Origin of the sequence: Candidatus Accumulibacter vicinus, from assembly GCF_000584955.1 — a bacterium.
GTDB lineage: Bacteria > Pseudomonadota > Gammaproteobacteria > Burkholderiales > Rhodocyclaceae > Accumulibacter > Accumulibacter vicinus.
Genome location: NZ_JDSS02000027.1, coordinates 199,653 through 222,060, shown reverse-complemented (window position 1 = coordinate 222,060; position 22,408 = coordinate 199,653). Strand labels below are relative to the sequence as shown.

The following is a 22,408-nucleotide window of genomic DNA, read 5'->3' as shown; positions in this document are numbered from 1 at the left end:
CCTGTCACCGGCGCCTGTGGTACCTCGGGCGGCGCTTTCGGGAGGCTATCCGCCAAGGGGACGCGCCCTTCCGTTCCCGAAACGGTTGCGGTAGTGTCTGCCGACGACTTGCCCGGTTCGCTGTCGGCCTGCGGCGCGGGGGCAAGCGGTACCGGCATTGGCCGTGTCTCGACTGCGGGGGTGTGCACGGGCCTGGTGTCTGCCGAAGGCCGGGCCAGCGGTTCCGGCTGGGCACCCGGTTTCACCGGCGGCAAGCCCAGCAAGGCTGGATCGACCCGGAATGGTGCTGAACCCTGCCCCCGAACCTGGTCGGCATGGCTTGGGGCAAGCATGCCAACGACACTGCAGCAGAAGATCAGGGTCAGCGGCCTGGGCCGAGAAGGAAACGTCATTCCGAAGGGGTTGGTTAAAGGATGTGTCAGGAGGGTTTCCGTCTGAAGGTACTTTGCGGCACCGGTCGGATGCTAAAATCAGGGCATTTTAGCATCATCGTTCAACGGCCATGATTTTTCCAGGTACCCCGGACTCTTGAAGTTCATGCCCGTTTCCTCACCCCCGACGCGCCTTTGCGGGCGAGAGTCGGGGTGAGTCGCTGATGCGACTTCGACGCCAAGGAGCAACGGCATGCCGCGTACCGCACTGTTACGAGACTGGGTTCAAACGCTTTTTGAACCACAATTCCCGGTCGATGAGATCCGCATCGAACCCGCCTCGGTCGACGCCAGCTTCCGGCGCTATTTTCGCATCACCCTGCCAGATCAGCGCACACGAATCATCATGGACGCACCGCCCGAAAAGGAAGACTGCCATCCCTTCGTAAACATCGCGTCGCTATTTCATGAAGCGGGGGTGCATGTCCCCAAAATCATCGCCCAAGATCTTGCGCAGGGTTTTCTGCTGCTCTCCGATCTCGGCAGCACCACCTACCTGAGTGCCCTGCAGGACAGAAGAGCCGCGCCGCAACTCTATCGTGACGCCAACTGCGCTCTCGTGGCGATCCAGCGAGCCAGCCGCGCCGGTGTCCTTCCCGACTATGACCGCAGCCTGCTCAGCCGTGAACTCGCGCTCTTCCCCGACTGGTACTTGGGGCGGCACCTTGGCCTGCCGCCGGATGCCAAAATGCAGAACACACTCGATGCGGTTTTTGCCGCGCTGCTCGACAACAACCTGAAGCAGCCACAGGTTTTCGTCCACCGCGACTACCATTCGCGCAATCTGATGGCCATTGACGGCAGCTTTCCGGCCAACCCCGGCATCCTGGACTTTCAGGATGCCGTCTATGGTCCAGTGACCTACGATCCCGTCTCGCTCTATCGCGACGCCTACATCGGGTGGCCGGAAGATCAGGAACTCGATTTCCTGATCCGCTACTGGGAAGCTGCGCGCCAGGTCGGGCTGCCGGTGCACGCCGACTTCCATGACTTCTACCGCGACTACGAATGGATGGGTGCGCAACGCCAGCTCAAGGTGCTGGGCATTTTCGCCCGCCTCTGCCACCGCGACGGCAAACAGGATTACCTCAAGGATATGCCTCTGGTGATGCGCTATCTGCGCCGGACCTGCGAGCGCTACAAAGAATTGCGACCGCTTGCGCACCTTCTTGATACGCTCGAGCAGCAACCGGCCGAAGTCGCTTACACTTTCTGATGAAAGCAATGATTCTCGCCGCCGGTCGCGGCGAGCGCCTACGGCCACTCACCGATACGACGCCCAAACCCCTGCTGCATGCCGGCGGCAAGGCGCTGATTGCCTGGCACCTGCAACGCCTGGCGGCAGCCGGCTGGCGCGAAGTCGTGATCAACCACGCCCACCTAGGCGAGCAGATCGAAACGGCACTCGGTGACGGCAGCGCCTTTGGCCTCAACATCGCCTACTCCCGCGAACCCGTCGGCGCCCTGGAGACCGCCGGGGGTATCGCCGCCGCTTTACCCCTGCTGGGTAAACAGCCTTTTCTGGTGGTCAACGGCGACATCTGGTGTGACTGGGATTTCGCGCGTGCGCACCGGGCAGCGCAAGCGATCGACCGGCGCCGTGCCCACCTGCTGCTGGTCGACAACCCGCCGCACCATCCTGCGGGCGATTTCCGCCTTGCCGGCGAGACCTTGCTCAGTGCCGCAGACACGCTCAGCGAGGCCCTGACCTACGCCGGCATCGGCGTCTTCTGGCCGGATTTCTTTGCCTCCGTCCCCGCCGGCACGGTGATGAAACTGCGTCCGCTGCTTGATGAAGGCATTGCCCGGGGAATCATCAGTGGTGAACGACACCACGGACGCTGGGTCGACGTCGGCACCCCCGAACGCCTCGCCGCACTCGATATGGAGCTTGCAGGATCGCATGCATCACCCACCCTACTCTGAACGCCGCCAACAGGTTCTCGCCCGCCTCGGTGACGGCGTCGCGGTCATTCCCACCGCCTCCGAGCGCCTGCGCAACCGCGACACGCATTACCCATATCGTTTCGACAGCTACTTCTGGTATCTGAGCGGCTTTCCCGAGCCTGAAGCAGCGATCGTTCTGGTCGGCGGCAAGGACGCCCGGTCAATCCTCTTCTGCCGAGAAAAAGACCATGAGCGCGAAATCTGGGACGGCTTCCGCTACGGACCACCCACTGCAGCCGAGGCCTTCGGCTTTTCCGAAGCTTATCCGATCGCCAGTCTCGAACAGAAGCTGCCCGAGTTGATCGCCAACCGTAGCGTGCTCTGGCACTCGCTTGGCCACGACGCCGATTGGGACCGCCGGATTGCCGGCGCGCTGAATGCAGTGCGCGCCGAAAGTCGCAGCGGCACGCGTGCCCCCGGTGAAATCCGCGATCTGCGCAGCTTGCTCGACCAGATGCGACTGACCAAGGACGCACACGAAATCGACTGCATGCGCCGCGCTGCCGACATCGCTTCAGCCGGCCACGCTTGCGCCATGCGCGCCTGCCGGCCGGGCATGGCCGAATACGAACTTGAAGCCGAACTGAGCTACGAATTCCGCCGCCGTGGTGCCAACGGGCACGCCTACCCCCCGATCGTCGCCGGGGGAAGCAATGCCTGCATCCTCCACTATATTGAAAACAATCGCTTGCTAGCCGCGCATTCGCTGGTACTGATCGATGCCGGTTGCGAGCTTTCCGGTTACGCTTCCGACATCACCCGGACTTTCCCGGTCAACGGTCGATTCAGTTCAGCACAACGCGACGTATACGAAATCGTCCTCGCCGCCCAGCAGGCAGCGATTGCCGCAGTGCGCCCCGGGGTGTCGTTCATGGACTATCACCAGGCGGCTCTGCACGTTCTCACACAAGGCCTGATCGACCTCAAGTTGATCGCCGGCAGTGTCGACGGCGCCATCGAGAGTGAAGCGTATAAACCTTGGTATATGCATCGCACTGGCCACTGGCTGGGTCTTGACGTCCACGACGTCGGCGAGTACCGCAACGGTACCGCTGCAGATGACTGGGTGAGACTGACGCCGGGCATGACCCTGACCGTCGAACCCGGCCTATACTTTCGTCCCGGCGCAAATGTCCCGCAAGCGCTGCATGGCGTCGGCGTGCGCATTGAAGACGATCTGCTGCTGACCGCCGACGGCTGCATGGTCTACAGCAGCGCACCCAGAACGGTCGCCGAAATCGAGGAAGTGATGCGCCATGACTGAGCCCATCAATGCGGTCGACATTGCCATCGTCGGTGCCGGCCCGGTCGGCATGACACTGGCGCTGGCGCTGGCCGGTAGCCCGTTCAGGGTATTGCTGATCGACAGCCGCCAGCGCGGTGCCTGGGCCAGTGACCCACGGGCACTAGCGCTGTCGTACGGGACCCGACAGCTTCTCGAAAGCCTCGGCGCATGGAATGTCAACGCCGGAACAGCGATCGAAACCATCCACGTCTCGCAACGTGGCGGCTTTGGCCGCACGCTCATCGACGCAGCGGATTACGACATTCCGGCGCTGGGTTACGTGCTGCGTTACCGTGATCTCGCGGCCAGCCTGGATGCGCGCATCGAGGCTTCGCAACGGCTGAACGGCCATGAGGTCATCGCCATCCGCCTCGGCAGCGAAGCCGCCGAGATCACGCTTGAGAATGGTGGGGGTGACACGAGCCGCCTCTCTGCACGCCTGATCGTCCATGCTGAAGGCACTCCCGCCAACGATGCCGGCGTCAGGGTGTACGATTACTGCCAGCACGCCGTCGTCGCCGAAGTCCGCCCGCGTGCTGCGCACGCTCGTCAGGCATGGGAACGTTTTACCCCTGACGGCCCTCTCGCCTTGCTGCCCCTGGGTCCGGATTACGCGCTGGTATTCTGCGTGCCGCCCGCACAGGCCAGCAGGCTGCTGCAGCTCGACGAAGAACACTTTCTCGTCGCCCTGCGCACATCCTTTGGCGGTCGCGTCGATTTCGTCAGCAGCGGCCCGCGCGCCAGCTTTCCGCTCGCACTGCGCGTCCGCCAACAGCTCAGCACTCCCCGGCAGGTGTGGATCGGCAATGCCGCGCAAAGTCTGCACCCGGTCTCGGGGCAAGGCTTCAACCTCGGCCTGCGCGATGCCTGGGAACTGGCCGAAATGCTGCGCACGCGCGCCAGCAGCGACGCCGGCGACGGGGCCACCCTGGCCGCCTACGCTCGACGCCGGCGCATCGACCGCAGCGGCAGCATGGCGTTTACCGATGGCCTGGTGCACGTCTTTTCCAATGATCTGGCACCGCTGCGGGCCGCTCGCGGACTGAGTCTGCTGGCCCTCGACCTGCTGCCGCCGCTACGCCACTTCATCGCCCGCCGCATGATCTGGGGAGCCAGGGCCTGGCCTTGAGCACGCGACGCCGGTACCCAGGCCGCCGATCTGGCGGCCGCTCGATCCAGTGCATGCAGCAAGCCCGCCGCAGGCAGAGCGCCGGCGTGTTCCGCTTTGTTGTCGATTCAGCTAGACTTCGCTGCTTTCCAGCCGCTGGCTGACGCGATGATTACGACCATTCAATCACCTTCCTGACGGTGCCATGCAGCGAACAAACAAGACAATCCAACTGATCGAGTTCAAGGGCACCACACTGCCAGTAGTCATAGTCACTCTGCGCTCCCTGCAGCCTGAAGCCTTGGCCGAGGCGGCCAGCCGGCTATTCGGTGACAATGACTTTTTCGACGGTGATGCCGCTTTGCTCGAGCTGGCACAACTCGCCGATGTGCCCGAAGCCGACTGGCGACGCGTCAAACAGGTGCTGAAAATGCACGGTCTGAACGTCATCGGCGTCCGCGGCGGCAGCGAGGAGCTCCGCCACAGCGCGGCCTTCGCCGGCCTGCCGACCTACGCGACCAGCACACGTCCGGTTGCTGCGAACGACGAATCAGTACCGGCAGCGGCGGTCGCCGAGTCCGCGCCCAAGGCCGTACCGCCACCGGCGCTGGCGGCCGTGAGCGCACCGACGCTGTTCATCGACCGGCCATTGCGTTCAGGACAGCAGATCTATGCACGTGGCGGCGACCTGGTGATTCTGGCTGCGGTCAATGCCGGCGCCGAGGTCATTGCCGATGGCCACATTCACATCTACGCGCCCCTGCATGGTCGCGCACTCGCCGGAGCCAGTGGCGCTGCCGGAGCCCGAATCTTCTGCACCCGCTTCGATGCCGAACTGGTCTCGGTAGCCGGGCTGTACCGAACCTTCGATGGCGGCGTTCCGGTCGAACTGGCCGATAAACCGGTGCAGATCAGACTCGCGCAAACACCCGCCGAGGAAGCGAGCATTCTGATCGTCGAAGCATTGCGCATCGACTAGCGACCATGGCGCGAGTGGAGAGGCATCAGAGAATAGCCAAGTCATTCAACAGAAGACATATTCTGCGGGTAGAATCTCTTCTTTCATTTGCGGGGAAAAATCCGTGACACGTATCGTCGTCGTAACGTCCGGCAAGGGTGGAGTCGGCAAGACCACCACCAGCGCCAGCTTCGCTTCGGGTCTCGCCCTGCGGGGATACAAGACTGCCGTCATCGATTTTGACGTCGGCCTGCGTAACCTCGATCTGATCATGGGTTGTGAACGCCGCGTCGTCTATGACCTGGTCAATGTCCTCAACGGCGAATCGACACTCACCCAGGCTCTGATCAAGGACAAACATTGCGACAACGGTCATCTCTTCGTGCTGCCGGCCTCACAGACCCGCGACAAGGATGCGCTGACCGAAGAAGGAGTGGAAAAGGTGCTCAAGGAACTCGAGCACATGGGTTTCGACTATGTCGTTTGTGATTCACCGGCAGGGATCGAGCGCGGTGCGGTGATGGCCCTGACCTTTGCCGACGAAGCACTGGTCGTCAGCAACCCGGAGGTCTCCTCGGTGCGCGACTCCGACCGCATCCTCGGCATTATCCAGGCCAAGTCGCGGCGCGCCCTGCTCGGGGGCGAACCCGTCAAGGAACACCTGCTGATCACTCGCTATTCGCCCAAGCGTGTCATGGAAGGGGAAATGCTGTCGTTCAAGGATGTGCAGGAGATCCTGCGCGTACCGATCATCGGCGTCATTCCCGAGTCCGAAGCCGTGCTGCAGTCATCGAACTCGGGGACCCCGGTCATCCATCTGACGGATACCGACGTCGCCGGGGCCTATCTCGACGTGGTGGGTCGCTTTCTCGGCGAAACCATTCCCCTGCGCTTCGTCGACTATGAAAAGCCAGGCCTCTTCAAGAGACTGTTCGGGAGTAGATGAACATGTCCCTGTTTTCCCTGATCTTCGGCAGCAAACCCAAGTCGGCAGCGATTGCCCGGGAACGCCTGCAGCTGATCATTGCCCACGAGCGCAATGGCAGCATCAGCACGCCCGATTTCATGCCGGCCTTGCGGGAGGAGCTGATGTCCGTCATCGCGAAGTACGTGTCGGTCAACCCTGAGGACATCAAGGTGTCGTTGGAGAAACAGGGAAACTTCGAGGTGCTGGAGGTCAACATCGTCATGCCGGAAGGCGGCAGGAAACTCTGATCGCCGGCTTGCGGGAGCAATCGGCAGCAAATTGACGAGAATCAAGGGCTGCATTTCAGGCATGCCTATACTGCGTATTTCGCTCGACGAGGTCGCGTATGCCGCGCCAGAAAATCCCCCAACTGATTTGTCCCGCCGGCAGCCTGCCGGCGCTCAAGGCGGCGGTTGACCACGGCGCCGATGCGGTCTATCTCGGCTACCGCAACGATACCAACGCGCGTAATTTTGCCGGCCTCAATTTCGATCAGAAGGCGATGGCCGAAGGCATCCGTTATGCGCAGTCGCAAGGCCGCGGGGTGCTGATGGCGATCAACACTTTTGCGCAACCCGGACGCACTGCCGACTGGCAGCACGCCGTCGATGGTGCTGCCGAACTTGGCGTCGATGCGGTGATCCTGGCCGACGTCGGACTGCTCGACTACGCCAGCCGGCGTCACCCTGACCTGCGCCTGCACCTCTCGGTGCAGGGCTCGGCAACCAACTACGAGGCGGTCAATTTTGCTCACCGCGAGTTTGGTATCCGGCGCGCGGTGCTGCCACGCGTGCTGACGCTGGCGCAGGTCGAGACGGTGATCCGCCACACGCCGGTGGAAATCGAGGTATTCGGATTCGGCAGCCTGTGCGTGATGAACGAGGGACGCTGCTGGCTGTCTTCGTACGCAACCGGTGAATCGCCGAATACCGTCGGTGCGTGTTCGCCGGCAAAGTATGTGCAGTGGGTCCGGTCGCCGGGACAGATGACGACCCGCCTGAACGGTATCCTGATCGATAGCTTCGGCGACGACGAGCCGGCTGGTTACCCGACGTTGTGCAAGGGGCGTTTCGAGGTTGACGGCGAAACCTACTACGCACTCGAAGAACCGACCAGCCTCAATGTCCTGGAAATCCTGCCGAAGATCGCCAACATCGGCATCGCCGCGATCAAGGTCGAAGGGCGACAGCGCAGCCCGGCCTATGTCGCACAGGTCACGCGCACCTTGCGCGCTGCGCTCGATGAACTCGCCAGGAACGCGCAACACTTCCACGTCAAGCCGGCGTGGCAGTCTGAACTGGCGCGTGTCGCCGAAGGCAGCCAGGTGACGCTGGGCGCCTACAACCGTCCGTGGCGCTAGGAGGCCGGATGAAACTCGCTCTCGGACCCCTGCTCTTCTTCTGGCCGAAACATGAGGTTTTCGATTTCTATGCCGAGATGGCGCAGCACCCGGCGATCGACATCGTCTATGTCGGTGAAGTGGTTTGCTCGCGCCGTCAGCAGCTTCGCATCGCCGACTGGCTAGGCCTGGCGCGCGACTTGAGCGACGCCGGCAAAGAGGTGGTCATCTCCGCGCAGGCGCTGCTCGAATCGGAAAGCGATCTGAAGGCACTGCGTCGCCTGCTTGACGAACTCGGCGAAATCCCTGGTTGTCAGTTCGAGGCCAACGACCTCGGCGCGGTGAACCTCGCCGCCGGCCGTCCTTTTGTCGCCGGCCCCCATCTGAACATCTACAACGAAGCGGCGCTAGCCACCTTTGCCCGCTACGGCATGCGCCGCTGGCTGCCGCCGCTGGAGGGCGATCGTCGGTTGATCGAAGCGCTGCATCGCAGTCGACCGGCTGGCGTCGAGACCGAGGTCTTCGTTTTCGGCAGACTGCCGCTGGCCTTCTCGGCACGCTGTTTCACCGCCCGTCGCTATCACCTCAACAAGGACGATTGCCAGTTCAAGTGTCTCGACCACCCCGAAGGAATCACCCTGCACACCCGTGAGGGACAGCCGTTCCTGGCCATCAACGGCATTCAGACGATGTCGGCACAGACCTACAACCTGTTGGCACAGATCCCAGAACTGCTGCGTATGGGCATCGAGGTCATCCGCATCAGTCCGCAACCGCAGGCAATGGCTGCGATCATTAGCGCTTTCGACGCCGCACGCCAGGCTTTGGCAGTCAACACCGATCCCGTCGACTGGTCCAGCGAAGGACTGGTCAACGGTTACTGGTTCGGCGATCCCGGCATCGTGCAGCACCCGTAGGCTACCGTCACAGCACGGCAAGGAACTTATCAATGAGCAATAGTTTTTCGATTCCCCGTTTCAGACTGCCGACCCTGGTCTCGGCGATCGGCTCGCATCTGCCACAATGGCCACACTCGCTGGCGTTGGCAGCGGCACTCAACGCGGCCGCCAAGTTGAGGCTGCTTCCGGCAGACAGTCTGGAGCTGCTTGAAGGCCGCTGCTTCGTCATCGAAGTGCTCGACGCGGGTGGACAGGCGTCGTTCAGCTATCGCGGGGGCATTTTTCGACCGCTGTTCAGAGTCCCGGAAGTGCCGGATCTGTGCTTTCGCGCCAACCTCTCGGCTTTTCTGCAACTGCTGGTGCGCCAGGAAGACCCGGACACGCTTTTCTTCAATCGCGAGCTGTCGATCGTCGGCGACACCGAACTCGGCCTCCTGGTCAAGAACATGCTTGACGCCGTCGAGTGGCCGCCACTGACGAAAGCGCCGATTTTTCGCCACTGACCCGGCGCGGACCAGGCAACGCCGGCGCCAGCCATGCGAACGCTACGGCCAGAGTTGCCGGCCCGCCGCGTGCTCGTCGATGGCGTAGCCTGCGCAATGGGCGCCGGCCTGCTGTGGGGACTGGTGTTCGTCGTCCCCCTGATGCTGCCCGACTATCCGCCGGCAATGCTTTCTTTCGGGCGCTACCTCGGTTTCGGGGTCATCGCGCTGCTGCTCGCCTGGGCCGACCTGCCACGCCTGCAACAATTACAGCAACAGGACTGGCTGATGGCTGGCGAACTGGCGCTGGTCGGCAACCTCCTCTACTATCTTTTTCTCTCGGCGGCGATCCAGCTCGCCGGCGCCCCTTTGCCGACGATGCTCATCGGCACGTTGCCGATCGTCATTGCGATTGTCGCCAACTTCGGTGCCGAAGCCTTGCCCTGGCGTCGCCTGCTGCCTTCGCTGGCGGTCATCTCGACGGGCATCGCGCTGGTGAACAGCCATGAGATGGCACTGCTCGATGGGCAGCGCAGCCGTCATGATCATTTCCTGGGGGCGCTGCTCGCGATCGCTGCGCTCGTTGCCTGGACCTGGTACCCGATCCGCAATTCCCGCTGGTTGCGCCAGCGACCGGCGCTCGCTTCAGGTACCTGGGCGATCGCCCAGGGCCTGGTGACGCTGCCGCTGGCGGTCATTGGCATGGCTGTTGCCGGTCTGTACTTCCGTGGGCGCAGCGGCTTCGACTTCCCGTTCGGACCACAAGCGCTACGCTATATCGGTCTGATGCTGACCCTGGGACTGTGCGCGTCGTGGCTCGGTACGCTGCTCTGGAATCGCGCCAGCAAACTGCTGCCGACCGCCCTTGCCGGCCAATTGATTGTTTTCGAAACGCTTGCCGCTTTTGCCTACGCCTTCATCTGGCGCGGCGCCTTTCCCGGCAACACGGCACTGATCGGTATTGCCTTGCTGATCGCTGGCGTGCTTCTCGGCGTGCGGGCATTTCGTCCGGCCTGAGCGGGTTATCAGTGGATCAATCTTTCCTTGCCGACAGTCTTTCAACCATCGGGAACACCAGGCAGGCGCCGATGCGTGCCGCCGTCAATCGCTACCGCCAGTCCCACGGCTGCTTGACAGTTCCGACAATTTGGCGGTATCCACCAGCAGGTCTTCTCCTTCCCGAGTCAACACCCCCTTGGTTTGCAGTACCTGAAAAGTGCGCGTGACCGTTTCACGAGTCAGACTGACCATGATGGCGATCTCCTGGTGCGTCGGTGCCTTGAGAATGCGCCGGTTGCCGTCCCCCCCCATGGTCAGGAGTTCGAGATGTGCGCAGATGCGTTGCAAGGGATTGTTCAAACCCAGAATCTGGCGATGGCTCACCTGGATGCGCACTCTTTGCGCCAAGCGCCGACACAGGGCTTCGGCCATCAAAGGCGTCGAGAACAACAAGGGGCGAATCTCGGCGCCCGGAACGAACACGACCTGGGATACGCTATTGGAGATCACCAGTTCCGGCTGTGTCTGACCGTCGATCAGAGCCAATTCTGCAAAATAGTCGCCTGGATCGATGAAATAAAGGCCGACTTCCCTCCCGTCGAGGGTAAAGTCGATCGCCTGCAGACGACCATTGACCAGGAAACACAGGTTACGTGGGGCACTGGATTTCGGTAGTACCACCTCCCGTTTGGCGAAGGTCTGGGTACTGGCCTGACCGGCAAGCCGTTCCAACTGATCTGCGGGAAGAGAGTTAAGTAGCGGAAATTGCTGCAAAAGAAGAGGATGTACAGCCATGGTGGGGATTATATCGCTTGTCTTTGCCCGATGTCGGTATTGGTGCGCTCGAGCGCATGCTGGCGGGCTTCTTCTGGTAGACGATCCCGGCGCCAGTTGCTACCATGGCTTCATCTTGGGACCTTGCTGGATAGCCAAATCAAAATGCGTTGCCTTGCGTCTTCAAGTGTATTCAAGCCTCGTTCCACGCTCCAGTCCACCTTCACCTGCCTGCGCGATGCAGGCTTTCGGTGTTCCTGATGGCAGATTTGCTGCTGAACTATCTTGAAGGAACCGAGGGCGCCGGCAAGGTGCTGGCGCACGCGCGACTCCTGGTCAAACTGGCCGGTCTCTATCAGGAGATTGTTCCGGCGCATCTGGGCGAAGCCAGTTGCGTGGCCAATTACAAATCGCGAGCCGTGGTGATTCACGCCAGCAATGGCGCAGTGGCCACCAAGCTGCGCCAGTTGGCGCCAACGCTGGCCAACGAACTGTCGAAGCGGGGACTCGAATGCACCAGCGTGCTGGTCAAGGTACAGGCCCGACCAGAGCATGCAGCGATCCCTGCGCCGACGCAGAAGCCACTCAGCGCCAGAACCAGCCAGGAGTTGGCGGCATTGCGCGATTCGCTGCCGGCATTATCGGGATTGCGAACGGCAGTCGAAGGCCTGCTGGCACGTGCGGCTAGACAGGAATGACCGCCACCCGCTCAAGGATCATCAACGCGAAAACCAGCAGTGCGACGATCAATGAATAGCGAAACAGGCGCCAGGCGAACTGCAGATAGCGCGCATCGCGGGTGAACAGAAAGGCCACCACGCTGCCAGCAACGGTGAGCCCCGTCAATACCGCCAGCAGACGCAACAGCCACATACGTGTCAGAAGGCTGGCAAGGTCAGCCAGTGCGAGACGGTTGCTGGTGCCAGCTCGCGGTCCTCGAAGCTGACATACTCCCAGGCTGCCGGGGTGGCCAGAAGTGCCCGGGCCAGCGCATTGTTCAGCGCGTGCCCGGATTTATGAGCACTGAATGAAGCCAGCAAGGGATGGCCGAGCAGGTAGAGGTCGCCGACGGCGTCGAGCACCTTGTGCTTGACGAACTCATCGCTGTAACGCAGACCATCGGCGTTCAACACCCGGTACTCGTCGAGCACGACCGCATTTTCCAGGCCTCCGCCTTGTGCGAGACCGTTTTCGTGCAGCCACTCGACCTCCTGCATGAAGCCGAAGGTCCGCGCCCGCGCCACTTCACGGATATAAGAGTGCTTGGCAAAATCGATGGTCACCTGCTGACCGGTGCGATCGATCGCCGGATGGTTGAAACCGATCGAGAACGACAGGCGGAACCCATCGTAGGGGTCGAGACGCGCCCATTTTTCGCCCGACGGGTCCGTTTCGCGCACTTCGATCGGACGTATGATCCGGATGAAGCGCTTGGCCACCGGTTGTTCTTCAATCCCGGCCGACTGAATGAGGAAGACAAACGGTGAGGCCGAACCATCGAGAATCGGCACTTCGGCGGCATCGAGGTCGACAAAGGCGTTGTCGACCCCCAGACCCGCGAAAGCCGACATCAGGTGTTCGACGGTCCCGACCTTGACGCCGTCGCGCTCCAGGCACGAGCACATGCGCGTATCGCCGACGAGCAGGGCTGATGCCGGCAAGTCAACCACCGGATCGAGATCAATTCGCCGAAAGACGATGCCCGTGCCCGGAGCAGCCGGGCGCAAGCTGATGCTCACCTTGACCCCGGAATGCAGGCCGACGCCGGCCGCGCGGACCATCGACTTGAGCGTTCGCTGCTTTAACATGTGTCTGAAATAACGATGAAATTGGCGAATTCTAACACACCCTGAGCGGCTCTGGAACTCGCCAATCCTGGCAGGAAAATGAGGACTTGCGCGGCCTAGTCAGCTTGTTTCCTTAGAAATGCTGGAATATCGTAGCGGTCCACACCGCTATTGGCCAGCGCTTCGACGGTTGCGCTGCGCCCCTTGCGAACGATTGCCGGCACCTGATCGAGCGACGAGTAGTCAATGTTCGCAGAGTGCGAGAACCGGCCATCGGTGCCGGTACCCTGGTTGACCACGCTGTTGATCACCTCGAAGCGTTTGGCCTGTGCCTGGCCAAGACCGGTGGCCACCACCGTCACACGAATTTCCTCGCCCATATTTTCGTCATAAACGGCGCCGAAGATGATGTGCGCGTCGTCCGCCGCAAAGGCACGGACGGTGGTCATCACTTCATTGACTTCCTTCATTTTCAGGGAACGCGTGGCGGTGATGTTAACCAGTACCCCCTTGGCGCCTGAAAGGTTGACACCTTCGAGAAGCGGAGATGAAACGGCGCGTTCTGCAGCGATCCGCGCCCGGTCGACCCCGGCAGCGTTCGCGGAGCCCATCATGGCCATCCCCATCTCGCCCATGACCGTTCTTACGTCTTCGAAGTCGACGTTGACCAATCCTGGAAAGTTGATGATTTCGGCAATCCCGCCAACCGCGTTACGCAAGACGTTATCCGCGGCCTTGAAGGCGTCGTCCATGGAAACATCATCCCCGAGAACGTCCATCAGCCGGTCATTGAGAATGACGATCAGCGAATCGACGTGCTTCTGCAACTCGGCAATCCCGACATCTGCCACTTTCAGGCGCTTGCCTTCGAATCCGAACGGCTTGGTGACCACAGCGACGGTCAGCACCCCAAGTTCACGGGCCACTTCGGCAACGATCGGTGCGGCGCCGGTGCCGGTTCCGCCGCCCATGCCGGCGGTGATGAAAACCATGTGTGCGCCTTTGAGAGACTCGACGATGGCATCGCGCTCCTCGATCGCCGCGCTACGCCCGGCTTCCGGCTTGGCGCCTGCGCCGAGGCCGGTCTTGCCCAGTTGCAGCTTATGAATGGCGATGCTGCGGCCGAGTGCCTGCGAGTCGGTATTCGCGGTAATGAAATCCACCCCATTGACCCCTTCACGGATCATGTGATCTACAGCATTGCCACCCGCCCCCCCGATTCCGATCACCTTGATGACGGTATCCCGTTCGCTTTCTTCCTTGTCGATGATTTCAAACATTCACGTCTCCTCTGCAAAAAGTTCAAAAAATTTTCAAAAAACCGGTAATCATAGTCAGCAACCCCCTCAGAAGTTCTTCTCGAACCACGACTTCATGCGACCGAAAACCTGTTTGACATCGCGTGTTTCCCGTACCTTCAAGCCGCGCTTGCGTTGCGTCTGTGCTTCAAGCAGCAACCCGCAAGCGGTCGCAAAGCGGGGGCTCTGAACTACGTCGGAGAGGGCACCCTGATACTTGGGGACGCCCAGGCGAACCGGCATATGAAAAATCTCCTCGCCAAGTTCGATCATCCCCGGCATCACCGAAGCCCCGCCGGTCAGCACGATGCCGGAAGACAACACATCCTCGAAACCGGAACGCCGGAGTTCCGCTTGAATCAGTTCATACAGTTCCTCGACACGTGGTTGAATGACATCCGCCAGCGCCCGACGTGACAGCTTGCGAGAAGGGCGGTCGTCGACGCCGGCGACGTCGAGGACGTCGGCCGGGTCCGCCAGATGGGCCAGCGCACAGCCATACTTGCGCTTGATGTCTTCTGCCTCGCGTGTCGGCGTACGCAGTGCCATTGCGATATCGTTGGTAATCTGGTCACCGGCGATCGGAATGACCGAGGTATGACGAATGGCGCCCTGCGTCCACACCGCCAGATCGGTGGTACCGCCACCGATGTCGATCAGGCAGATGCCAAGGTCCTTTTCGTCCTCCGAGAGGACTGCGCAGCTTGACGCGAGCGGCTGCAGAACCAGGTCGTTGACCTCCAGCCCACAGCGGCGAACGCATTTGACGATATTCTGGGCGGCCGAGACCGCACCGGTCACAATGTGCACCTTCACCTCGAGGCGAAAGCCGCTCATGCCGATCGGTTCGCGGATGCCATCCTGATCGTCGATGATGAATTCCTGCGTGAGAATGTGCAGAATTTCCTGGTCGGCGGGAATGGGCATGGCGCGCGCTGTCTCAATCACCCTTTCGACGTCCATCGTCGTGACTTCCTTGTCCTTGATGGCGACCATTCCGTTCGAGTTGAAGCTTCTGATGTGGCTGCCGGCGATGCCGGTATACACGTCGCGAACCTTGCAGTCGGCCATCAGTTCAACTTCCTGGAGAACGCGTGAAATGGTGGCGACGGTCTCCTCGATGTTGACCACGACGCCTTTCTTCAGCCCCTTCGATTCCTGCGAACCCATGCCGATGACGTTCACTCGTCCTTCCGGAGTGAGTTCGGCGACCAGTGCGACAATCTTCGACGTGCCGATATCGAGTCCGACGATCAGATCCTTGCTATCCCTGCTCATTTCTTTCCTTTGATTTCTTGACCTGCACTGGCCGGAAAGCGCAATGCGAAACCGTTTGGATACCGCATATCCACCGCCACCGGCCGTCCATGGCGGGGGTCCGACAAAGTCGGGTAGTAATCCACGAAACGCTGCAGGCGCATACGGATCGGCGCCTTGGCCTGCTCACGGCCGAGTTCAATCAACATGCCGTCCTCCAGCTTCAGGAGCCAGGCCAGACGTGGCGACAAAACCACCTGCGCCGGCAGTCGACCACTGGGTTTCAGGATCTGCGCGAACTCCTCGTAATGTCGCAGAACCTCGGCCGAGGAGCCCGTCGGCCCACTCAGCCGGGGAAGCGGCTGCTCCCGTGACAGCGAAGCCGGAAAAAGCTCGCCATAAGTATTGACCAGTTGCCCATCCCCATCGCCCCAATGGGCGGCCGCCTGATGTTCCTCGATACGGACCTCGAGGTGTGACGGCCATCGCCGCCAGACCTCGGCACGTCGTACCCAGGACAACTGCTCCAGTGCCCGACGCAGTGCATCGACATCGACGGTAAAGAAATTGCCGCGCAACAAATCCGACAGCGACTGCTCGATCTCGCTGCGCCGCACCTCCCGCAGTTCCTGTGTCACCTGCACCTCGGCCAGAGGAAACAATCGCAGACGTGGCGTTCCCCATACGACGGCCGCGACCAGCAAGGCAGCAGTCCCTGCCAGGAAGAGCAGATCCGAGACGGCCGTCAGCAGGTGCGGTTTGTGCCACATCGCTCATCCCAGGGTGGCAAGTGCGAGTACGCGCACCACCAGTTCGTCATAACTCATCCCGGCTGCGCGGGCAGCCATCGGCACCAGCGAATGGTCGGTCATCCCTGGCGAGGTGTTTACCTCCAGGAAGTAGGCGCGACTTTCGCCCGTCACCGTCGCCTCGTCCATCAGAAAATCGACCCGACCCCAGCCGCGACCGCCCAGAATCCGGAATGCTTCGAGCGCCTGCTGGCGAAGTTCGCCTTCCAGGTTCTCCGGGAGACCGCAGGGACAGCGGTAAGCGGTATCGTCGCGCAGGTATTTGGCTTCGTAATCATAGAATTCGCGACCCGGCTCGATCTTGATGATCGGCAGAGCCTGATCGCCGAGAATGGCGACCGTATATTCGCCACCCAGGATCGCACGCTCGGCGATTACCAGTGAATCATGTCTGGCGGCTTCTGCGTACGCCGCGCCAAGTTCGCCGGCACACTTGACTTTGCTGATGCCGATCGACGACCCCTCGCAGGCCGGCTTGACGAACAGCGGCAGCCCCAGTTCTGCGGCTACCTGTGCAAGATCGCTGGTGCCACTGAGCAGCGCGTATTCCGGCACCGGCAAACGTTCGGCACGCCAGAGCAACTTGCTGCGCCATTTGTCCATTCCCAGCGCCGAGGCCAGCACGCCACTACCCGTATAGGGAATGCCCATCAGTTCGAGCACCCCCTGGATCGTGCCATCTTCGCCATAGCGCCCGTGCAGCGCGATAAATGCGCGCTCGAAAGCCGCCAATTCGTCGAGCTTGCGCACCGCCGGGTCGAAACCATGCGCGTCAACACCCTGCCGCTGTAACGCCGCCAGCACGCGACGGCCACTGTTCAGGGAAACCTCGCGCTCGGCGGAGCGCCCTCCGAAAAGTACCGCAACCTTGCCGAAATTCTGGGCGTCCATTATCCTCACCTTAAGCGGCAGCCGCAGCCAGTTTGCCGGGAACCGCGCCGATTGACCCGGCACCCATCGTCATCACCACATCGCCATCGCGGGCGGCATCGAGAATCGCTTGCGGGAGATCGCCAATGGCCTCGACAAACAGCGGCTCGACCTTGCCGGCGACACGCAAGGCACGCGCCAGCGCTCGACCATCGGCGGCAACGATCGGCTGTTCACCCGCGGCATACACTTCGCTCAGCACCAGCGCGTCGGCCCCCCCGAGCACCTTGACGAAATCGTCGAAGCAGTCGCGTGTCCGGGTATAGCGATGCGGCTGAAAAGCCAGCAACAGACGGCGACCGGGGAAAGCGCCGCGCGCGGCCGCGAGCGTCGCTCGCATCTCGACCGGGTGATGACCGTAGTCGTCGACCAGCGTGAATTGTCCGCCGCGCGGCAGGGCAATCTCGCCATAGCGCTGAAAACGTCTTCCAACCCCTCTGAATTCATTCAATGCCTTGGTGATGGCGGCATCGGCAACGCCCAGTTCACCAGCAACCGCAATCGCTGCCAAGGCATTCAGGACGTTATGTCTTCCCGGCAGATTGAGTATGACCGGCAGGCGGTTGATGCTGCCGTTGACGCGCACGCAATCGAAACACATCTGACCATCGACCGCCACAACGTTCTCGGCATAGCAATTGGCCGAAGAATCGAGACCGTAGGTGACGATCTGCTTGCTGACCAGCGGCATGATTTCACGGACATTGGCGTCGTCGGCACAGAGCACCGCGACGCCGTAGAAAGGCAGGCGTTGCAGGAAATCGACGAAGGACTGCTTGAGCCGGCTGAAATCATGGCCATAGGTTTCCATATGGTCGGCGTCGATGTTGGTGACGATCGAGATCACTGGCGAGAGCAGCAGAAACGACGCGTCGGACTCATCGGCCTCGGCCACCAGAAAGTCGCCTGAACCCAGACGGGCATTGGCACCGGCGGCGTTGAGACGGCCTCCGATGACGAAAGTCGGGTCCATGCCGCCTTCGGCAAGAATCGATGCCACCAGGCTGGTCGTCGTCGTCTTGCCATGCGTACCGGCGACGGCAATTCCCTGCTTGAGCCGCATCAGTTCGGCCAGCATCTGCGCGCGCGGTACTACCGGTATCTTGCGGGTGCGTGCTGCGATCACCTCGGGATTGTCGGACTTGACTGCAGAAGAGACCACCACCGCATCAGCGACGGCAACATTAGCGGCCGTATGTCCGACCACGGTGCGCACGCCGAGGGCGGCCAGGTGTCTGGTCGTCGAACTGTCGGTCAGGTCCGAACCGCTGACCGAAAAACCGAGGTTTGCCAGTACTTCGGCAATACCGCTCATACCGGCGCCGCCGATCCCGACAAAGTGGATATTCTTGACCTTGTGTTTCACTTGACAAGCTCCTCGCACATCCGGGCAAGCGCCGCCGTCGCCTCGGGTTTGGCCAGTTCACGGGCTCTTTCCGACATTTCCTGGAGGCGACTGCGCGGACACTTGCAAAGCTCGCTGATCGCTTCCGGAGTCATCTGCTCCTGGGGCAGCAAGATGGCCGCACCGGCCAGCGACAGGAAGTTCGCGTTGCATGTCTGATGATCGTCCACCGCGTGTGGAAAGGGGATCAGAACACTGGCCACGCCGGTAGCCGCCAGTTCGGCGATGGTCAGTGCACCCGCGCGACAGATCACCAGGTCAGCCCACTCGTACGCGCCGGCCATGTCTTCGATGAAAGCAACACAGTGTGCCTGCACCGCAACGGCTACGTAATTCTCCCGTAATTGTGCCAGATGCTTCTCTCCGGCCTGATGCACCACCAAGGGCCGCTGGTCGGCATCGATCAGGGCCAGGCCCTGCGGCACGATTTCATTCAGCGCAACGGCTCCCTGGCTGCCGCCGAGAACCAGTAGGTGCACCGGCGCTTCGCGACCGGCAAGACGCTGTGCCGGCGCAGGCAGATGATTCATCTCCGGACGCAGCGGATTGCCAACCCAGACACCACTCGGCAACGCATTCGGAAAACCGCAGGCGACCCGCCTGGCAAATCTGGCGAGCACCCGGTTGGCCAGGCCGGCGATCGAGTTCTGCTCATGAATGATCAGCGGGCGACCGAGCAACGCTGCCATCAGGCCACCGGGAAAGCTGACGTAGCCGCCCATCCCGAGAACTACATCCGGTCTGATCCGGCGAATCTCGCGCCGTGCCTGCCAGCAGGCGGTCAATAAATGGAATGGCAGCTGCAGTTTCCGCAGCAAGCCCTTGCCGCGCAACGCGGCAAAACGCACCCAGGCCATCTCGTAGCCATGCGCAGGAACGAGTCGTGCTTCCATGCCATCCGGCGCCCCCATCCAGACGACGCGCCAGTCCCGGCTCTTGAGCAGATCGGCCACGGCCAGAGCCGGAAAGACGTGTCCGCCAGTCCCCCCCGCCATGACCAGCAAGGTTCTGTTCATGCCGGAACCGCCAAAGTCGAGACGGCAAAGCTGCGCGCACTCATACTTTTGCTCCGCGCATCAACTGGCGATTTTCCCAATCGATTCGCAACAGGACCGCCAGCGCCACGCAGTTGGCCAGAATGCCCGAGCCGCCGAAACTCATCAGGGGCAGTGTCAGCCCCTTGGTCGGCAGCAGGCCCATGTTCACCCCCATGTTGATGAAACTCTGCACGCCCAGCCAGACGCCAATTCCTTGTGCCACCAGCGCGGAATACAGGCGCTCAAGGGCCACAGCCTGACGACCGATCACGAAGGCGCGCTGGATCAGCAGGCCGAACAAGACAATGACCACCAGAACGCCAACAAAGCCGAGTTCTTCGGCAATCACCGCGAGCAGAAAATCGGTGTGCGCCTCGGGCAGATAGAACAGCTTTTCGACACTCGCGCCGAGGCCGACACCGAACAATTCGCCTCGTCCGAAGGCGATCAGGGCATGCGATAGCTGGTAGCCGCGACCAAAGGCGTCGGCCCACGGATCCATGAAACCAAATATGCGATCACGTCGGTAGGGTGAAAAAACGATCAGTGCGGCAAAAGCGGCGGCCAGCACGAGGATCAGGACCACGAACAGACGCGCCCGCATCCCCCCGAGGAAAAGAATCCCCATGGCAATCGAAATGACCACTACAAAGGCCCCGAAGTCAGGTTCCTTGAGCAGCAGGATGCCCACCGCGACCATCGCACTGGCCAAGGGCAGGAAGGCTCTCTTCAGGTCATGCATGTGTGGCATCTTGCGGGCGGTGTAGTCAGCTGCGTAAAGGACCGCAAACAGCTTCATCAATTCGGACGGCTGCAGATTGACGATCCCGAGCGGAAGCCAGCGGCGTGCCCCATTGACCTCACGGCCAATCCCCGGAATCAGCACCAGCGCCAGCAACGCAAAGCCGGCGACAAAGAGCCACGGCGACCAGCGTTGCCAGGTCGATAGCCGGATCTGGAAGGTGACAGCGGCGGCGACCAGTGCAATGATCAGAAAAGCCGCATGCCGCACCAGGAAATAGGCTGGCTGATTGCCGGTCTGGCGGCCGGCCTCGGCCGTCGCCATCGAGGCCGAATAGACCATGACCATGCCGATCACCAGCAGCATCAAGGTGCTCCACAGCAGCGCCAGGTCGATTTCCGACGGCAGGCGGCGCGGCGAGCCCAGGGTTCCCAACATCAGGCAGCCTCCTTTTCGATGGCCCGCACGGCGGCAATGAATGCTTCGGCGCGATGCACGTAGTCACGATACATGTCCATGCTGGCGCAGGCCGGAGAAAGCAGCACGGCATCACCAATTTGCGTTTGCGTAGCACACCAGCGGACGGCTGCTGCCATGTCGGCGCAATATTGCAAAGGAACCCGGCAATCCTGCAGAGCGGCAGCAATGGCCGGCGCATCGCGTCCGATCAGGGCTGCGGCGCGCGCATGCTGGTCGATGGCGGTTTTCAGGGGCGCGAAGTCCTGGCCCTTGCCGTCACCGCCCAGAATGATCGCCAGCGGGCGACCCAGGCCCTGAACTGCCGCCAGCGTTGCGCCGACATTGGTTCCTTTCGAATCGTCGAAATAGCTGACCCCATTGATTTCGGCGACCCACTCGACGCGATGCGAAAGGCCGCTGAAAGCCTTCAGCGCCGGCAACACCGAGCGCGGCTCGATACCGATCGCCGCGCACAAGGCCAGTGCGGCCATCGCATTGGCTGCATTATGGCGCCCAACGAGTTTCAGGTCGGCAAGCTTGACGAGTTGCTCGCCGCCGCGCACGATGCAGTCATCCACAAGCCCGTAGTCAGAGCGGCGCGCAGGCGGATTGAGACCGAAGGTCACGACCTCGCGCTCGTCGCGGGCTGCCGCCAGGCTGCGGGCATCGTCACGATTGAGGACCATGACGCCGCCGCCCTGGAAGATGCGCACTTTGCTGCTGGCGTAATCGTCGAGACTGTTGTAGCGATCGAGATGATCCTCGCTGATATTGAGCACGGTTGCCGCCGCCGCCGCCAGCGTCTGCGTCGCTTCAAGCTGAAAACTCGACAGTTCCAGCACCCAGACGACCGGCAGCTCGTTGCGGTCGATCGCATGCATCAAAGCGTCCAGTGCCGCCGGGCCAATGTTGCCGGCAACCGCCGTGCTGCGACCAGCGGCACGGCACAGGGCACCGGTCAGTGCGGTGGTGGTGGTCTTGCCATTGCTGCCGGTAATCGCAATCACCTGCGCCTGTGGCGACCACTGGCGCAGGCCGCAGGCAAACAGTTCGATCTCGGAAACCACCGGAACGCCAAGTGCCACCGCCTCCTGAACCAGTGCTTCCTGCCTCGGGACGCCGGGAGAAATGGCGATCAGCTCAACCCCGGCAAAGGCTGCCGGCGCAAACGGGCCGGCAAACAAGGTTGCCTCGGGCACGGCGGTTCGTAGCGCAGCGGTTCGCGGTGAAGTCTCGCGACTATCGGCGACGCGGACCACTGCCCCCTGCCGTGCCAGCCACCTGGCCATCGCCCGTCCGCTTTCGCCGAGGCCGACGACGAGTGTCCGTTTTCCCCGAAGGTCCATGTCAGCGCAGCTTCAGAGTCGACAGGCCGACCAGCACCAGCATGATGGTGATGATCCAGAAGCGGACGACCACCTGCGTCTCTTTCCAGCCGCCAAGTTCGAAATGGTGGTGGAGCGGCGCCATGCGGAAAATCCGCCGGCCGCCGCTC

23 protein-coding genes and 2 pseudogenes are annotated in these 22,408 nt (G+C 61.9%); 12 read left to right on the top strand and 13 right to left on the bottom strand.

Annotated features, from left to right (window positions below; translation table 11 throughout):
- Positions 1-332: pseudogene (locus CAPSK01_RS22965) on the bottom strand (hypothetical protein); the annotation flags it as partial.
- 292 nt (positions 333-624) lie between these two features.
- On the opposite strand from CAPSK01_RS22965, the gene CAPSK01_RS13500 reads away from it, so the two are divergent.
- The 11 genes from CAPSK01_RS13500 to CAPSK01_RS13450 all read left to right on the top strand — a co-directional run bounded on the left by CAPSK01_RS13500 (position 625) and on the right by CAPSK01_RS13450 (position 10,433).
- Positions 625-1,647, top strand: coding sequence for a phosphotransferase (locus CAPSK01_RS13500; RefSeq protein ID WP_034927525.1), 1,023 nt, complete (start codon positions 625-627; stop codon positions 1,645-1,647).
- Positions 1,647-2,357 (top strand): N-acetylmuramate alpha-1-phosphate uridylyltransferase MurU, encoded by a 711-nt coding sequence (gene murU, locus CAPSK01_RS13495; protein ID WP_034927522.1) that lies wholly within the window; start codon positions 1,647-1,649, stop codon positions 2,355-2,357. Before CAPSK01_RS13500 ends, murU begins: the two co-directional genes overlap by 1 nt.
- Entirely contained in the window at positions 2,335-3,642 is a 1,308-nt protein-coding gene (locus tag CAPSK01_RS13490; protein WP_034927518.1) for an aminopeptidase P N-terminal domain-containing protein, read from the top strand. The genes murU and CAPSK01_RS13490 overlap by 23 nt, the downstream gene beginning before the upstream one ends.
- Positions 3,635-4,792 carry an FAD-dependent monooxygenase gene (locus CAPSK01_RS13485; protein ID WP_034927515.1) on the top strand — a complete coding sequence of 386 codons (1,158 nt, stop codon included), beginning with the start codon at positions 3,635-3,637 and terminating at the stop codon, positions 4,790-4,792. Before CAPSK01_RS13490 ends, CAPSK01_RS13485 begins: the two co-directional genes overlap by 8 nt.
- Before the next feature lie 184 nt (positions 4,793-4,976).
- Complete coding sequence (gene minC, locus CAPSK01_RS13480) at positions 4,977-5,750, top strand: septum site-determining protein MinC (protein WP_034927512.1); 774 nt, start codon at positions 4,977-4,979, stop codon at positions 5,748-5,750.
- A gap of 103 nt (positions 5,751-5,853) precedes the next feature.
- Entirely contained in the window at positions 5,854-6,675 is an 822-nt protein-coding gene (gene minD, locus CAPSK01_RS13475; RefSeq protein ID WP_034927509.1) for a septum site-determining protein MinD, read from the top strand.
- A gap of 2 nt (positions 6,676-6,677) precedes the next feature.
- The gene (gene minE, locus CAPSK01_RS13470; RefSeq protein WP_034927629.1) at positions 6,678-6,944 is read left to right on the top strand and encodes a cell division topological specificity factor MinE; all 267 of its coding nucleotides are present in this window, start codon (positions 6,678-6,680) and stop codon (positions 6,942-6,944) included.
- A gap of 98 nt (positions 6,945-7,042) precedes the next feature.
- Positions 7,043-8,056: a peptidase U32 family protein gene (locus tag CAPSK01_RS13465; RefSeq protein WP_034927506.1), complete on the top strand. Its 1,014-nt coding sequence runs from the start codon at positions 7,043-7,045 to the stop codon at positions 8,054-8,056.
- Positions 8,057-8,064: 8 nt separating this feature from the next.
- A complete protein-coding gene (locus tag CAPSK01_RS13460) occupies positions 8,065-8,952 on the top strand; it encodes a U32 family peptidase (protein ID WP_034927503.1) in 888 nt (295 codons plus the stop codon).
- Positions 8,953-8,984: 32 nt separating this feature from the next.
- Complete coding sequence (locus CAPSK01_RS13455) at positions 8,985-9,437, top strand: SCP2 sterol-binding domain-containing protein (protein WP_034927500.1); 453 nt, start codon at positions 8,985-8,987, stop codon at positions 9,435-9,437.
- A gap of 33 nt (positions 9,438-9,470) precedes the next feature.
- A complete protein-coding gene (locus CAPSK01_RS13450) occupies positions 9,471-10,433 on the top strand; it encodes a DMT family transporter (protein WP_273703668.1) in 963 nt (320 codons plus the stop codon).
- 84 nt (positions 10,434-10,517) lie between these two features.
- Here CAPSK01_RS13450 and CAPSK01_RS13445 read toward each other — a convergent pair whose 3' ends face one another.
- A complete protein-coding gene (locus CAPSK01_RS13445; RefSeq protein WP_034927495.1) occupies positions 10,518-11,147 on the bottom strand; it encodes a Crp/Fnr family transcriptional regulator in 630 nt (209 codons plus the stop codon).
- A gap of 302 nt (positions 11,148-11,449) precedes the next feature.
- Here CAPSK01_RS13445 and CAPSK01_RS13440 point away from each other — a divergent pair, with 302 nt between their 5' ends.
- Positions 11,450-11,887 (top strand): DciA family protein, encoded by a 438-nt coding sequence (locus tag CAPSK01_RS13440; protein ID WP_273703667.1) that lies wholly within the window; start codon positions 11,450-11,452, stop codon positions 11,885-11,887.
- Here CAPSK01_RS13440 and CAPSK01_RS13435 read toward each other — a convergent pair.
- From CAPSK01_RS13435 to CAPSK01_RS22960, 11 genes and pseudogenes are all read right to left on the bottom strand, one after another.
- The gene (locus CAPSK01_RS13435) at positions 11,874-12,062 is read right to left on the bottom strand and encodes a hypothetical protein (protein ID WP_034927489.1); all 189 of its coding nucleotides are present in this window, start codon (positions 12,060-12,062) and stop codon (positions 11,874-11,876) included. The two genes, CAPSK01_RS13440 and CAPSK01_RS13435, sit on opposite strands and share 14 nt — an antisense overlap.
- 5 nt (positions 12,063-12,067) lie before the next feature.
- On the bottom strand, positions 12,068-12,997 hold the full coding sequence (gene lpxC, locus CAPSK01_RS13430; protein ID WP_034927486.1) for a UDP-3-O-acyl-N-acetylglucosamine deacetylase: 930 nt from the start codon (positions 12,995-12,997) through the stop codon (positions 12,068-12,070).
- 95 nt (positions 12,998-13,092) lie between these two features.
- Positions 13,093-14,256, bottom strand: coding sequence for a cell division protein FtsZ (ftsZ, locus tag CAPSK01_RS13425; protein WP_034927482.1), 1,164 nt, complete (start codon positions 14,254-14,256; stop codon positions 13,093-13,095).
- Positions 14,257-14,322: 66 nt separating this feature from the next.
- Complete coding sequence (ftsA, locus tag CAPSK01_RS13420; protein ID WP_034927479.1) at positions 14,323-15,552, bottom strand: cell division protein FtsA; 1,230 nt, start codon at positions 15,550-15,552, stop codon at positions 14,323-14,325.
- On the bottom strand, positions 15,549-16,301 hold the full coding sequence (locus CAPSK01_RS13415) for a cell division protein FtsQ/DivIB (RefSeq protein WP_034927477.1): 753 nt from the start codon (positions 16,299-16,301) through the stop codon (positions 15,549-15,551). Before CAPSK01_RS13415 ends, ftsA begins: the two co-directional genes overlap by 4 nt.
- Before the next feature lie 3 nt (positions 16,302-16,304).
- Positions 16,305-17,231 (bottom strand): D-alanine--D-alanine ligase, encoded by a 927-nt coding sequence (locus CAPSK01_RS13410; RefSeq protein ID WP_034927474.1) that lies wholly within the window; start codon positions 17,229-17,231, stop codon positions 16,305-16,307.
- 10 nt (positions 17,232-17,241) lie between these two features.
- Positions 17,242-18,636, bottom strand: a complete 1,395-nt coding sequence (murC, locus tag CAPSK01_RS13405; protein WP_034927470.1) for a UDP-N-acetylmuramate--L-alanine ligase — start codon at positions 18,634-18,636, stop codon at positions 17,242-17,244.
- Positions 18,633-19,691 carry an undecaprenyldiphospho-muramoylpentapeptide beta-N-acetylglucosaminyltransferase gene (gene murG / locus CAPSK01_RS13400; protein WP_034927467.1) on the bottom strand — a complete coding sequence of 353 codons (1,059 nt, stop codon included), beginning with the start codon at positions 19,689-19,691 and terminating at the stop codon, positions 18,633-18,635. The genes murC and murG overlap by 4 nt, the downstream gene beginning before the upstream one ends.
- Positions 19,692-19,731: 40 nt before the next feature.
- On the bottom strand, positions 19,732-20,892 hold the full coding sequence (ftsW, locus tag CAPSK01_RS13395; RefSeq protein ID WP_034927463.1) for a putative lipid II flippase FtsW: 1,161 nt from the start codon (positions 20,890-20,892) through the stop codon (positions 19,732-19,734).
- Complete coding sequence (gene murD, locus CAPSK01_RS13390; protein ID WP_034927461.1) at positions 20,892-22,259, bottom strand: UDP-N-acetylmuramoyl-L-alanine--D-glutamate ligase; 1,368 nt, start codon at positions 22,257-22,259, stop codon at positions 20,892-20,894. The genes ftsW and murD overlap by 1 nt, the downstream gene beginning before the upstream one ends.
- Position 22,260: 1 nt before the next feature.
- A pseudogene (locus CAPSK01_RS22960) lies at positions 22,261-22,408 on the bottom strand (phospho-N-acetylmuramoyl-pentapeptide-transferase); the annotation flags it as partial.

Coding starts and splice junctions, on each gene's coding strand:
- CAPSK01_RS13500 (WP_034927525.1), top strand. CDS start 625: ATGCCGCGTACCGCACTGTTACGAGACTGGGTTCAAACGCTTTTTGAA.
- murU (WP_034927522.1), top strand. CDS start 1,647: ATGAAAGCAATGATTCTCGCCGCCGGTCGCGGCGAGCGCCTACGGCCA.
- CAPSK01_RS13490 (WP_034927518.1), top strand. CDS start 2,335: ATGCATCACCCACCCTACTCTGAACGCCGCCAACAGGTTCTCGCCCGC.
- CAPSK01_RS13485 (WP_034927515.1), top strand. CDS start 3,635: ATGACTGAGCCCATCAATGCGGTCGACATTGCCATCGTCGGTGCCGGC.
- minC (WP_034927512.1), top strand. CDS start 4,977: ATGCAGCGAACAAACAAGACAATCCAACTGATCGAGTTCAAGGGCACC.
- minE (WP_034927629.1), top strand. CDS start 6,678: ATGTCCCTGTTTTCCCTGATCTTCGGCAGCAAACCCAAGTCGGCAGCG.
- CAPSK01_RS13465 (WP_034927506.1), top strand. CDS start 7,043: ATGCCGCGCCAGAAAATCCCCCAACTGATTTGTCCCGCCGGCAGCCTG.
- CAPSK01_RS13460 (WP_034927503.1), top strand. CDS start 8,065: ATGAAACTCGCTCTCGGACCCCTGCTCTTCTTCTGGCCGAAACATGAG.
- CAPSK01_RS13455 (WP_034927500.1), top strand. CDS start 8,985: ATGAGCAATAGTTTTTCGATTCCCCGTTTCAGACTGCCGACCCTGGTC.
- CAPSK01_RS13450 (WP_273703668.1), top strand. CDS start 9,471: ATGCGAACGCTACGGCCAGAGTTGCCGGCCCGCCGCGTGCTCGTCGAT.
- CAPSK01_RS13440 (WP_273703667.1), top strand. CDS start 11,450: ATGGCAGATTTGCTGCTGAACTATCTTGAAGGAACCGAGGGCGCCGGC.
- CAPSK01_RS13435 (WP_034927489.1), bottom strand. CDS start 12,062: ATGTGGCTGTTGCGTCTGCTGGCGGTATTGACGGGGCTCACCGTTGCT.
- lpxC (WP_034927486.1), bottom strand. CDS start 12,997: ATGTTAAAGCAGCGAACGCTCAAGTCGATGGTCCGCGCGGCCGGCGTC.
- ftsZ (WP_034927482.1), bottom strand. CDS start 14,256: ATGTTTGAAATCATCGACAAGGAAGAAAGCGAACGGGATACCGTCATC.
- ftsA (WP_034927479.1), bottom strand. CDS start 15,552: ATGAGCAGGGATAGCAAGGATCTGATCGTCGGACTCGATATCGGCACG.
- CAPSK01_RS13415 (WP_034927477.1), bottom strand. CDS start 16,301: ATGTGGCACAAACCGCACCTGCTGACGGCCGTCTCGGATCTGCTCTTC.
- CAPSK01_RS13410 (WP_034927474.1), bottom strand. CDS start 17,231: ATGGACGCCCAGAATTTCGGCAAGGTTGCGGTACTTTTCGGAGGGCGC.
- murG (WP_034927467.1), bottom strand. CDS start 19,691: ATGAACAGAACCTTGCTGGTCATGGCGGGGGGGACTGGCGGACACGTC.
- ftsW (WP_034927463.1), bottom strand. CDS start 20,892: ATGTTGGGAACCCTGGGCTCGCCGCGCCGCCTGCCGTCGGAAATCGAC.
- murD (WP_034927461.1), bottom strand. CDS start 22,259: ATGGACCTTCGGGGAAAACGGACACTCGTCGTCGGCCTCGGCGAAAGC.